The organism is Sporosarcina sp. OR05, assembly GCF_041414805.1.
Lineage (GTDB): Bacteria > Bacillota > Bacilli > Bacillales_A > Planococcaceae > Sporosarcina > Sporosarcina saromensis.
The window spans coordinates 67320-78984 of record NZ_JANKJL010000005.1; the positions used below are offsets into that span (position 1 = coordinate 67320).

Annotated in this window: 13 protein-coding genes and 1 riboswitch; of the genes, 7 read left to right on the forward strand and 6 right to left on the reverse strand. The window is 40.8% G+C overall.

The features are described from left to right. The first annotated feature begins 15 nt into the window (after nt 1–15). On the forward strand, nt 16–366 hold the full coding sequence (locus NRI27_RS09920) for a DUF2200 domain-containing protein (RefSeq protein ID WP_371390544.1): 351 nt from the start codon (nt 16–18) through the stop codon (nt 364–366). A gap of 195 nt (nt 367–561) precedes the next feature. Next, nucleotides 562–2001, forward strand: coding sequence for an NAD(P)H-binding protein (locus NRI27_RS09925; protein ID WP_371390545.1), 1440 nt, complete (start codon nt 562–564; stop codon nt 1999–2001). 119 nt (nt 2002–2120) lie between these two features. On the opposite strand, the gene NRI27_RS09930 is transcribed toward NRI27_RS09925, so the two are convergent. The 4 genes from NRI27_RS09930 to NRI27_RS09945 form a co-directional block, all read right to left on the reverse strand. Further along, the gene (locus NRI27_RS09930) at nt 2121–2465 is read right to left on the reverse strand and encodes a hypothetical protein (protein ID WP_371390546.1); all 345 of its coding nucleotides are present in this window, start codon (nt 2463–2465) and stop codon (nt 2121–2123) included. A 182-nt stretch (nt 2466–2647) separates the two neighbouring features. Continuing rightward, nucleotides 2648–3565: an MBL fold metallo-hydrolase gene (locus tag NRI27_RS09935; protein ID WP_371390547.1), complete on the reverse strand. Its 918-nt coding sequence runs from the start codon at nt 3563–3565 to the stop codon at nt 2648–2650. Nucleotides 3566–3652: 87 nt separating this feature from the next. Further along, the gene (locus NRI27_RS09940; protein ID WP_371390548.1) at nt 3653–4270 is read right to left on the reverse strand and encodes an NAD(P)-dependent oxidoreductase; all 618 of its coding nucleotides are present in this window, start codon (nt 4268–4270) and stop codon (nt 3653–3655) included. 111 nt (nt 4271–4381) lie between these two features. Beyond that, complete coding sequence (locus NRI27_RS09945) at nt 4382–5767, reverse strand: MDR family MFS transporter (protein WP_371390549.1); 1386 nt, start codon at nt 5765–5767, stop codon at nt 4382–4384. Nucleotides 5768–5963: 196 nt separating this feature from the next. Between NRI27_RS09945 and NRI27_RS09950 the strand changes: the two genes are divergently transcribed. Both NRI27_RS09950 and NRI27_RS09955 read left to right on the forward strand, forming a co-directional pair. Beyond that, entirely contained in the window at nt 5964–6488 is a 525-nt protein-coding gene (locus NRI27_RS09950) for a D-glycero-alpha-D-manno-heptose-1,7-bisphosphate 7-phosphatase (protein WP_371390550.1), read from the forward strand. Between the two features lie 171 nt (nt 6489–6659). Beyond that, entirely contained in the window at nt 6660–7028 is a 369-nt protein-coding gene (locus tag NRI27_RS09955) for a nuclear transport factor 2 family protein (RefSeq protein ID WP_371390551.1), read from the forward strand. A 67-nt stretch (nt 7029–7095) separates the two neighbouring features. Here the strand turns inward: NRI27_RS09955 and NRI27_RS09960 are convergent, their stop codons facing one another. Further along, nucleotides 7096–7980: a DMT family transporter gene (locus tag NRI27_RS09960; protein ID WP_371390553.1), complete on the reverse strand. Its 885-nt coding sequence runs from the start codon at nt 7978–7980 to the stop codon at nt 7096–7098. A 221-nt stretch (nt 7981–8201) separates the two neighbouring features. Then, nucleotides 8202–8309: riboswitch (TPP riboswitch) on the forward strand. Between the two features lie 98 nt (nt 8310–8407). Here NRI27_RS09960 and tenA point away from each other — a divergent pair. Both tenA and NRI27_RS09970 read left to right on the forward strand, forming a co-directional pair. After that, nucleotides 8408–9091 (forward strand): thiaminase II, encoded by a 684-nt coding sequence (gene tenA, locus NRI27_RS09965; protein WP_371390554.1) that lies wholly within the window; start codon nt 8408–8410, stop codon nt 9089–9091. A gap of 285 nt (nt 9092–9376) precedes the next feature. Beyond that, complete coding sequence (locus NRI27_RS09970) at nt 9377–9694, forward strand: YuzC family spore coat inner layer protein (RefSeq protein ID WP_483316077.1); 318 nt, start codon at nt 9377–9379, stop codon at nt 9692–9694. 293 nt (nt 9695–9987) lie between these two features. On the opposite strand, the gene NRI27_RS09975 is transcribed toward NRI27_RS09970, so the two are convergent. Next, nucleotides 9988–11022: an EAL domain-containing protein gene (locus NRI27_RS09975; protein ID WP_317944052.1), complete on the reverse strand. Its 1035-nt coding sequence runs from the start codon at nt 11020–11022 to the stop codon at nt 9988–9990. 329 nt (nt 11023–11351) lie between these two features. On the opposite strand from NRI27_RS09975, the gene NRI27_RS09980 reads away from it, so the two are divergent. Next, complete coding sequence (locus tag NRI27_RS09980; protein ID WP_317944051.1) at nt 11352–11606, forward strand: hypothetical protein; 255 nt, start codon at nt 11352–11354, stop codon at nt 11604–11606. The last annotated feature ends 59 nt before the right edge of the window (nt 11607–11665 follow it).

Here is an 11665-nt window from a genome sequence, read left to right on the forward strand (position 1 = left end):
TTGAAGGAGGCTATCATGACCAAACACAAAATCTACACAATGCCATTTGCTGATGTCTATCCGCATTACATTGCAAAAGCGGAGAGAAAAGGGCGGACAAAGGCTGAAGTGGATGAAATTATCTGTTGGTTAACGGGCTACCAGCATAAAGAAATGAATGAACATCTGGAGAACAGAACGGACTTTGAGACGTTCTTTGCGGAAGCTACACAAATGAACCCATCTCGTGAATTGATAAAAGGTGTTGTTTGTGGCATACGTGTAGAAGAAGTAGAAGAGCCGACGATGCGGGAAATCCGGTACTTGGACAAACTGATTGATGAGTTGGCGAAAGGGAAGAAGATGGAGAAGATTTTACGTAGTTAATGGAATAACCGATTCAACAACAATCACTTTCCTTGTTACGCCCGAGGATAGTGATTGTTTTTTTGTTACTATCAATCAAGACTTATTCTCCGGATAGGAGGTATAGTTAATGAGCTATATAAATGGATGCATAAGTTTTACGACATGATCCGCAGGGTAGATGAATAGTTAATTGATAAGAACGGGGGAGCGTTAATGGGAGAACGAAAATTGGTCATTGCCATTGCGGGAGCTAGCGGATACATTGGCAGGAATTTAGTAAAACAATTAAAAGGTCATGCAAAGGTCATTGCATTGTCTCGTACTGACAATCACCATAAAAATACAGAAGATGTGGAATGGCGTTGTTGCGATTTGTTTTCGATGAAAGATGCGGAGAAAGGTTTAGCGGGAGCGGATATTGCTGTCTATCTTGTACATTCGATGTTGAAGTCTGCCCGACTCACACAAGGGTCATTTGAAGATATGGATGTCATTTTAGCTGATAACTTTGCACAAGCGGCAAAGAGACAAGGTATTCAGGAGATTGTTTACTTAAGTGGCATCATTCCAAATGAAGATGAGAAGCATCTGTCGAGGCATTTGAAAAGTAGGCTAGAATGCGAAAGGATATTACGCGCATATGGTGTTCCCGTAACAGCTTTGCGAGCAGGATTAATAATCGGTCCAAAAGGATCTTCATTCCCCATCCTTTTAAAATTAGTCAAGCGCTTACCGTTAATGATTCTGCCGAAATGGACAAGGTCACAAACACAACCTGTTGCATTGGATGATGTCCTCAGAGCGTTACGTTCAATACTTCTTGACTTTGAACCGAAGGAAAGAACAATTGACATTGGTGGTCCAGAAGTGATGACGTATAAGTCGATGATGGAACAAACAGCTGCAGTACTAGGAGTGAAGCGTAAATTTGTTGATGTCCCTTTCTTTTCGTTAAATCTTTCTCGCTTATGGCTCACGCTTATTACACAGTCGTCAAAGGAAATGGTATATCCGTTAGTTGAAAGTTTAAAACATCCGATGGTTGTGAGTCCGAGAAATAAAGTTGACGGCATCAGTGAAGGGGACATCACATTTATGGAAGCGGCAGCAGCTGCTTTACAAGGTGAAGCGTCCGAAGGGAAACATAGTATGAAATCACCGAGCTTTGGTCCTTTGAAACAAGATGTCCGTTCTGTACAGCGGATTGAGATGCCTGATGGATGGTCAGCTGACCGTGTTGCACGCTACTACGTAAGATGGTTGGAAACGTTTCTAAACCCGTGGGTATTGACTTCTGTAGACGAGAATTTGAATTGCAAAATTGGATTTATTGGCAATCGGACATTACTTGAACTGAATTATTCACAAGAGCGGAGTACGGAAGAACGCGCATTGTACTATATAACGGGTGGCTTTCTAATGGATCCCAATGTCAACCAAAGAGGACGAATGGAATTTCGGAAAATTCCAGGTGCTCAAGAAGTAATCATTGCCATTCATGATTATTTACCATCATTGCCTTGGTTTATTTATTATATTACGCAAGCAAACATGCACGCTTTTGTTATGTGGCGTTTTCAACGTCATATGCATGCATTGTGCAACAATCAACGTGCCATTGAAGGGACCAAAGATGTATTGATGATTGAATAACGGATAGCGTGGAAATGCAAATTCATAATGTGATAGATAGTAAAATGCATTATCGAGTCTAACCCTAAAAATAGAAGCCGATGACCAAACAAGTGAAAAGGCTTGGTCATCGGCTTCTTTCAATATCGAGCTTGTTGTAACCGAAGGACGTCGGCTTTTGTCTCTAACAGTTCATTCGATAGGATGGTCACTTTGCCGTCTACTTTACGAATCTTTTCACTTAGATGATCTTCCACGGTGTCAATGCGTCCCATAACTTCAAGGTGATTCGACTCGACGACAGAGCGCAACTCTTTTAATTCGTTATGATTCGTCTCAACGACAGAGCGCAACTCTTTCAATTCGTTGTGATTCGACTCAACGACAGTCCGTAATTCTTTCAAGTCGGATTGGTTTTCCTTTACAAGATATGACAATTCCGTAATGGCTTGAAGAATGACTTCATTGCTAATAGATTGATTCAATTTTTTCACCTCTTTTACAATGAATGGTTCTTTGAATAGCATACCACAGTTCGACAAGAAAGTTCGAAGTCAATTGTTGTAAGTTACAAACGTAGAGAGCGGTCTTCTAAACGATTAAGTTTAACATCTTTCATATGTGATCATTGTTGGCGTGAATTAATACATAAAACTCGAGTTGTTCGTTACAACCAGTATGTTTCTCCAATTCGTAATGTCAATAAATCTTTATCATCCAGTTTCAATCTCTCCCACTCTGCTTTTAGCCGTTCAAGCGCTTCTGGACCGGTGTCGTCTGCTAAATGGTAGGTTCCGTAATGCATAGGGATGAAAGTTTTAGCTTCTACTTGTAAGAAAGCTTTCACTGCTTCTTCTGGATTCATATGACTTTCTTTCATAAACCATTCGGGCTCGTAAGCTCCAATCGGCATTAATACGGTTTGGATTGAAAATTTTTGAGCAATGTCGGAGAAACCTTTAAAATACCCTGTATCCCCAACGAAATAGATCGATTGAGTTTCGTTTTCAATGATCCAGCCACCCCAATGAGAGGTGTTCGTGTCTGTCAAAGTTCTTTTCGTCCAATGTTGTGCAGGGACAAACGAAAACGTTAGTCCATGATACTGAAATGCATTATACCAATTTCCTTCAATGAAATGATCATAACCGCGTTTGGAAAAAGCATGTCCGAGTCCAATTGGTACATAGAAAATCGGATTTCCTTTCAATTGTTTGATTGTATGAAAATCTAAATGATCATAATGGCCATGGGAAATGAACACGCAATCTATGTTGGGTAAATCTTTTATATCCATCCCTGGCGCAGTTAAACGTTTTTGAAACCCCATGCGATTTGCCCAAACCGGATCCGTTAAGAAATTCAAACCGTTCATTTGAATTAAAAATGTTGAATGGCCAATCCACGTAATGGATGTTTCTGATTGATTGGCATGGAGTTCTTCAAGCTGCACTGGAACATGTTCGATATGAATACTTAAATCTTTCTTCTTTTGTCTCCGTTCCTTTTGCCAACGCCGAAAGTCATTAAACGTTTTTGTCGTTTTTACTTCATCTAAATTTGTATAGCGATGCTTACGAAACATGTAAATACCTCCTATGGTCAAACAATGGAGATTACTAGAGTAGGAAAATATAGTCGTATGAGTATGGGGTCTTGTGCAGTATTCGTTTTAATAGGCAATGCCGACTCGACACATTATCCACTTATCTTGAGTAACTACATCATATGCGAAATGAGCTGTATCCCCAACAGTTATCTCCTTGCCTCCTATAGGCAACAGATTTTCTTCAACACGATAGTTTCCTCTGGCGGCACCATCAGGTAAATAAGTGGGGCAGACGATCGTCCAGTCAAGTCCAGAAGCACGTAGCATCTCATATACTTGCCGGTGCTGATCCGCAGCGAACGTTAAACGACGTTTCGATTCACTCGTCTCATAGCGGAATTTTCCAGGCTCGGTGCGACTAGTTAAGATACCAGCGGTCCCAATTGTCACGATTCGTCGAATAGCTGCATGTTCCATTGTTTGAATTATGTGCGGCAATGCATCTGTTAATGTTGTTGTCTTATCCGTGGAGAGTGCACTAACGACTACATCTGCTCCCTTTATAGTTTGTTCAACTGCTTGGGAATCCCTTGCATCGCCTTGAATAGTTGTCAATTGTTCGTGTTTATCCAACTTACTTGGATTGCGAACAAGTGCGGTTATCGTATGGCCATTATGGATTGCTAATTGTAAAATTTGTTGACCGACTCTCCCCGTAGCTCCGAATAAAGCAATTTTCATTGCATTTCCCCCTGTTTATTTATAATAAGTTATTAAAGATAGATCTCCACGACAACTTTTTCGGAAATATGACACCGTCTTACATTTCCCGGGAAATGTTTACACGATTAGCTAAATTGTTTTAGGGTTCCTTATAACAAAAGACAATAACAAGCCAAAAACAGCGATATATCCGGCTACATGAAACGCAACATTAACGCCTTGAATGGCTCCTGAAATTGAATCGCCTGTAGCTGCTGTTATGGTGATGGCTACAAGGACAGCAGTCCCAACTGCTCCTGCAATCTGACGGAACGTATTGTTCATAGCCGTTCCGTGTGCTATTAAATGATTCGGCAACTGATTTAAGCCAAGCGTTGTAGAAGGCATCATTACCATGGAGATACCAATCATACGGATTGCATTTAACACAGCTAAATAGGTAAAGGTTGTGTCTGCCGATAAGTTCCCAAACATGAACGTTGTCACAGCTAAAATGGCGAAACCTATACGCAATAACCACTTTGCACCGAATTTGTCAAACAACGAACCTGATACAGGATTCATGATCCCCATAACAATAGCGCCGGGTAATAGCATTAAGCCTGAATGGAACGCGTTAAATCCAAGTAAGTTTTGCATGAATATCGGTAAAATTACGGTAGCGGCAATCATGGAAGCAAATACAATCATACCAAGTGCTGTCGCCAAGCTGAAAATCGGATATTTAAATACGCGAAATTCTAAAATGGGTTGTTCCAAGTGTAATTGCCGTCGGATGAATACAACGAGTGCGATTGTTCCTACTGCAAGGGAGATACCGACGTTCAAATGTAGCCAACCCGTATTCCCAGCAACACTAAATCCGTATAACAACCCACCGAAACCGAGTGTAGAGAGCAAGATCGACAAGCTATCCATCTTGGGGTTCGTTAATTTTGTAACATTCTTTAATAAGAAATAGGCAGCAATAATAATGAGAAGCGTAATGGGGATGACGACATAGAAAACACTTCTCCAAGCGAAATGATCAACAAGATACCCAGACAAACTAGGTCCAATCGCAGGTGCAAAAGCAATGACAAGCCCATACATCCCCATTGCCTTTCCGCGTTGTTCAATCGGGAATAGAAGGAACATGATTGTTTGTAGAAGTGGCATCATAATACCGGCGCCTGCACCTTGAAAAATCCGACCAATTAATAAAAATTGGAAGCTCGGTGCAATGGCAGCGATAACGGTACCTGCAGCAAAGATACTCATCGCTGTTAAAAATAGCTTACGTGTCGTAAACTTTCCGATTAAAAAAGCAGTCACAGGAATCATAATGCCATTGACGAGCATGAAAATAGATTGTAACCATTGGACAGTACTTTCTGACACGTTAAGATCTCTCATAATCGGCGGCAATGCAGTTGCCAAAAGCGTTTGATTTAATATCGTAATGAATGCACCCGATAATAAGACGGCTAACAAAGGAATGCTCTTTTTGAAATCGAATGCTTGAGTGTTCTCCATAATTGATAAGCCACCTAACAATTTTTTCTTTTGCTTCTTCCGTAGTAGACGTAATTTTACTAGACCTCCATGTGGTTGTCTATTTATGTGGCAGTTTAGTCACTACAGGTACTATAAACACCTTTGAGTCTAAATACGTTTTTCGAACCAAGTATTGGGCATGCTTGAAGTAATACAAATGAAGGTGAGTGATAGGGTGAACAAAGCTGTATTCCTGGACCGTGATGGGGTTATCAATGAAGTGTTGACAGATCGTGTGAAATTCGTGAATCGCTCAGACAAAATGTATTTTTTGCCAGGTGTAGCCGAGGCTATACGACTTTTCAATCAAACATTTGACTATGTGTTTGTTGTCACCAATCAAGGAGGCGTTGGTCTTGGTTTTATGAAAGAGGCACAATTGCAGGCAATTCATAGCGATATGATTACGTCATTGCAAAAAGAAGGGGCACTCATTCAAGAGGTAGTCTATTGTCCACATAAACCAAAATCAGGTTGTGCATGTAGAAAACCGAACAGTAAGCTCATTGAGGACTTAGCTCGAAAATATGATGTGGATGTAAAGTCCTCTTACATGGTAGGTGATACGGATACAGATATTATTGCTGGAAAGAAAGCCGGGACTAAAACGGTGTTCATTGGTAAAAGCGATCCTTTGGCAGACGCAGTATACCCGGATTTATTACAAGCAGCTCACTGGATTGTTGACGATGCTACTTAATAACGTATCATTACGCAAACATAAAAGTATGGGTACTGATAAAATGCCTATTGGGTGGAGTTAAACTCCTACTGACTATTTAACAGTAAAGGGAGGAGTTTCGCAGTTGTTGTTGAATGTTTATACATGTGTGGTACACAAATCATGACGTGTATAGAGAGGATGTATATTATGTCACAAAAAGAGCTAGCAGTGACCTTTCTCCAACAAATTGTTAGCGGAAAGATTAAAGAAGCATTTGACGATGCAATTCACACCGAGTTTATTCATCATAATGCCTATTTTGAGGCCGGCGCGCAGTCATTAATGAAAGCAATGATGGACAATGCTGAGTTAAGTCCAAACAAACAATGGACGGTTGTCCAAGTAATTGAAGAAGAAGATCGAGTCGTGATTCATTCACATATACAACAGAATACCGATGATCTTGGTGTAGCTGTAGTACATATTTTCCGATTTCAAGAAGGAAAGATTATCGAAACGTGGGATGTCGGCCAATCCGTTGTAAGTAATTCACCGAATGAACAGGGCATGTTTTAATTGTAATTAGAAAAGGAATCAAGCGATAACAGTTGCTCGATTCCTTTTGCTTTTGTTTACACCTCATTTAATCTTTAGGCGTCACTAGTTTTTCTCTCGCAGCGTCACCTTCTTTACCTCTTAGAAACATATAGAAAGACGCACCGAAAATGATGATATATCCGATGATGCTATAGACATCCGGTAGTTGTCCGAGAAAAGCAAAACCAAATAAAGCGGTGAAAACGACAGTAAAATAGTTGAATACGGAAATTTCTTTTGCTGGGGCAAATTTGTAAGCTAATGTAATGCCAAATTGGCCGATTGTAGCGGCTAGTCCAGCGAGTAATAGATATGCAGTCTGCTGCCAGGTCATGGGCTCATAATGATAAATTACGAAAGGCAACAAGATGATTGTCGTGAAACCTGAGAAGTAAAATACGACCGTGTAAAACTGCTCTCGATTGCCTAGTGCTCGTAATACGGTGTACGCTCCTCCGGCGAATATAGCGGAAAGAATGCCCGCTGCATAGGGCACGATATCAAGCGAGAATGAGGGCTTAATAATAAACAACGTACCGAGAAAGGCGACAAGTATGCTATACACTTGAAATGGTTTCACGCGTTCTTGTAAGAAGATAGCGGCAAAAACGATCGTGAAAAATGGGCTCATTTTGTTCAACATATCTGCATCCGCTAACACAAGATGATCGATTGCATAAAAGAGTAAGATAATCCCAATTGCACCTAAAACTGAACGTAATAATAGCAATGGTTGGTTCTCACGTTTCCCTATTAGTCTTTCTTTAAAATGTAGGACGAAGAATAGCGATATGAACATTGATACGCCATTTCTGAAAATGGTTTTTTGTAAAGTTGGTACATCACCTGACAGCTTGACGAACAATGTCATAAGAGAAAAGCCGAATGCGGATGCCAATAATAGTAGAATACCTTTGTTTTGGTTTGTCATAAGAAGCCTCCGGTATTTGAATACATACGAATTGTATGTTACCACAATCCATTCTTCAAGAGCAGGTACATGCTTCATTTGCTTCGAGTTGACGATTTCATCACACCAACGTGAATGTAAAGGGAAGAGGAACTCAGTGATTGTTGAAAAAAAAGTCAGACCATTCCCCTGACTTGTCAAACTCTTTATCTATGTTATAGTGAAGTTGAAAACTAAAAAGAGTTAACCACTGGGGGAGTCTTTGTGAAAGACTGAGACGTGTATGAATATGCGGACCCTTAGAACCTGATCTGGCTCATACCAGCGTAGGGAAGTGGACCGCACGTCTTCCATGGTTATTCTACGCCGATTTGCGAGCCGCTTTTTCAACGTATGTGTTGAGGGAGCGGTTTTTTGGTTTTCTACAAAAACTAGAGGAGTGGGTAAGATGACGTTGTGTAAAGAGTTACGAGTAGAGTGTGACGCAATTTTTGAAGCCAATTTCAATCATCCGTTTATTGAGGAGCTTGCTACAGGCACATTATCGGAAGATATTTTCAAAGAGTACATCCTTCAAGATTCCTATTATTTACAGCATTACGCAAAGGTACATGCATTAGCAGCCGCACAAGCAACAGATATGCACACCGTAAGACGGTTTGCACAGCATGCAGAAGGGACATGTGGAGCTGAAATCGATCTACATGAAAGTTATTTCAGCTTATTGCGCGTGACAGAACAGGATTTAGCACAATTCAAACCAGCACCAACTGCTTATGCCTATACTTCCCACCTCTATAGAGCTGCAATGGAAGGGGATTTAGCTGCAACATTAGCCGCATTATTACCATGCTATTGGGTCTATTATGAGATTGGCGAACGGTTAAAAGAGGCAACTCCGAATCATCCGATTTACGACAAATGGATTGCGATGTATAGCTCTGAGTGGTTTGAACAATCCACGAACGAACAGATTGAACGACTAAACGAACTCACAAAAGATTTAACTCAAAAACGTCGTGCGGAAATTAAAGCACATTTCATAAAAAGCTGTCACTATGAATTACAGTTTTGGGAGATGGCCTATACAAAGCAAAATTGGGATTTAGAGAAAGTGGAATTGCAAGTGTAGACAGTCGATTTTGCCAATCCTTTTCGGACGATTGTTCACTAGCTGGAAAACTTTTAGTCCTTGTACACTTACTTAGATAGGTAATGAAAGGGAGAGACGATACGACTGGATCTTCTCCCTTTCATTCTCTACGAATCAGCACAATGGAATTTGCGCTACATATACTGTAAGAACCGCGAAAAGGAGGAAAGGAAGCTGTATTATTGGTATCATCCTTATTTCGTTCATATCGCTTATCCCCAACTGCAACAAGTTGCCCATTCGACCTTAGAGGCAAACAACTTGATGGGAATCCCGAACGATTCAAATCCTTATCCGCCTGTCGATCCTACACGATTGCACCAGTCGGCAACGTATTCCATGGAGTTAACAAAGCACGCAAACCAACTTGTTACTAAAATTTCTCAGTCAACCACATTTGCAAAGGAACTCATGACGGCTGCACAAAAATCTGATCAGCGTAAAGTTGACGAAATGATTGCGTCAGTTGGAATTCCTTCGAAAGTGACTACAAAGTACACGCCGAGTGGAATCCGATTCGTACTCCATAAAGAAGTCGATGGCGCTGTTTGTTGCGAAGTATCAATGATTCTTAATTGGTAGGCATATGAAAAAGAATAAGGAGGCTGGGACAAAACTCTAAATAGACCGTTCCTCTGCGCTCCAAAAGGCACGCTTTCCGCGGGGCGCGCTTGAGCCTCCTCGTCCGCTGCGCTTCCTGCGGGGTCTCAACATTCGCGCTACAATCCCGCAGGAGTCGGCCTTTTTCCGCTCCGATTCACTCAAGAATTCGAAAAGAAACATTGGGAAAATATAAAAAAACTGCATGACGGTGAATTAGCCATAATGCAGCTTTTTTATGATATGTCCCAGCCTCGCTTTTTTGTTGCTTCAATTTACTGTATTGCATGAACCTGTTTGATAGGTGTTGCATCAGGTTTTCCGAATAAGTACCCTTGAAAAAGATCATAGCCCATTTCTTGCAAATAGCGTAAATCGCTAGCTTGCTCAATTCCTTCAGCAAGTGCAAGTGCGCCAACCTTATGTGCTAACCGCATCACATTTCTAGCGACTTTTTGCTTCTCGGCATCTACACTTACGCCATCAGCAAACTCTCTTGCAAGTTTGACGAAATCGGGTTGCATGCGAGCTAACAACTCCAAATCATTGAAACCAGTTCCTACATCATCTAGTGCATATTTTACTCCGTGCGTACGATAATAATCCAAGATGGACAGCAAGTGTGCCATATCATCGACTTTATCTGTCTCCACAACTTCAAATACGACATGCTCAGGACGAATGCCTGCTCGTTGAATTGCTGCAAACGTCGTCGCCAAACAATGTTCAGGCACATAAATGGAAGTTGGTATGAAATTGATGAAAATTAGTCTGTCTGCAACAGGTGCTGCATTTTTGATGGACTCCAATCTACATAGTCGATCAAGTGCAAACAAGCGATTGCGTTTTCTCGCGGCTTCAAAAAGGTGGAACGGAGCAATCAATTGACCTTGGTCATCAATCCCTCTACTCAACAGCTCATTTCCAACAATATGAACTTCATGATCGAGCATCTTGACGATCGGTTGGTAATGTGTACGAATTGATTTTTTCTGAATGATTGCATCAATCCAACTGGCCTCACGTTCAGATTGAAATGACTTGATTGGTTTTAATTTGTTTAAGTCTCGCATCGGATCTTCTTTGTCTGCTTTTACTGCATAAATTGCCTCGGCATCCATGTGAGTTTGAACATAATCCATTAAGTCAAATAAAACAGGTTCAAGCGCCCAAAACATCCGTTCATTCAGCTTTTGCCACGTAGTTTTCGGATAGTCAGTAAAATACTTTACTAACAAATCCATGCGTTGTTCATTTGAAAAATAGATGGTATAGCCAATGGTCTTGGGATTGCAAAGTTCACATGTCATTCGAGATCTCCTTTTTAGTTACCGACTTGCCACTGTGTCGTTTGTTACGAAACGTGGCTTTTTTTGTTTCAAGCTCATCAAAGTACTCAAATTGTGAATAGCTAAATGTGCTTGTATGACGTTGCTAATATGTACAAGCCATGTGTTTCAGTATACGTGTATGCCAGTTAAGATTCTATTAATAAGACAAGATTTGTAGCAGATGGAGAAAGATTTGTGTGAAGGCGTGTAGATGCAAGTTATGTAATTCGCTAATCGTTAATGAGCCATGCGTGAATTTTGAAAAGTAGGGTATTCTAACAACAAAACAAGAATGGAAGGATGGTACGATGAAGAAAATCAGTTCTGTATTTTTATCACTTTTACTACTCGTAGGTTTGGCAGCGTGTAATGTTAAAGACAATCGAAACCAAATGGGCGGCGTTGATAAATCCCCGGAAATATTGAAAGAGCCAGGTCAACAAGATGAAGATAAAGTAGAAGATACAACAGATGAAGATGCAACCGAAAAACAGGACGATGATGCAACCGACAGTGAAGCAGACGAAAACGCTGAAGATGATGGTGAAAGCGATTCAAAATAAAATGGGCACATGTAACCGCCCCGCAATAAAAAAGGAATCCAGTCCCGCATAATGAGGAT

What these genes read in the sequence shown, in the direction of transcription:
- NRI27_RS09920 (WP_371390544.1), top strand. Translation starts at nt 16, where the DNA reads ATGACCAAACACAAAATCTACACAATGCCATTTGCTGATGTCTATCCG.
- NRI27_RS09925 (WP_371390545.1), top strand. Translation starts at nt 562, where the DNA reads ATGGGAGAACGAAAATTGGTCATTGCCATTGCGGGAGCTAGCGGATAC.
- NRI27_RS09935 (WP_371390547.1), bottom strand. Translation starts at nt 3,565, where the DNA reads ATGTTTCGTAAGCATCGCTATACAAATTTAGATGAAGTAAAAACGACA.
- NRI27_RS09940 (WP_371390548.1), bottom strand. Translation starts at nt 4,270, where the DNA reads ATGAAAATTGCTTTATTCGGAGCTACGGGGAGAGTCGGTCAACAAATT.
- NRI27_RS09945 (WP_371390549.1), bottom strand. Translation starts at nt 5,767, where the DNA reads ATGGAGAACACTCAAGCATTCGATTTCAAAAAGAGCATTCCTTTGTTA.
- NRI27_RS09955 (WP_371390551.1), top strand. Translation starts at nt 6,660, where the DNA reads ATGTCACAAAAAGAGCTAGCAGTGACCTTTCTCCAACAAATTGTTAGC.
- NRI27_RS09960 (WP_371390553.1), bottom strand. Translation starts at nt 7,980, where the DNA reads ATGACAAACCAAAACAAAGGTATTCTACTATTATTGGCATCCGCATTC.
- tenA (WP_371390554.1), top strand. Translation starts at nt 8,408, where the DNA reads ATGACGTTGTGTAAAGAGTTACGAGTAGAGTGTGACGCAATTTTTGAA.
- NRI27_RS09970 (WP_483316077.1), top strand. Translation starts at nt 9,377, where the DNA reads ATGGGAATCCCGAACGATTCAAATCCTTATCCGCCTGTCGATCCTACA.
- NRI27_RS09975 (WP_317944052.1), bottom strand. Translation starts at nt 11,022, where the DNA reads ATGACATGTGAACTTTGCAATCCCAAGACCATTGGCTATACCATCTAT.
- NRI27_RS09980 (WP_317944051.1), top strand. Translation starts at nt 11,352, where the DNA reads ATGAAGAAAATCAGTTCTGTATTTTTATCACTTTTACTACTCGTAGGT.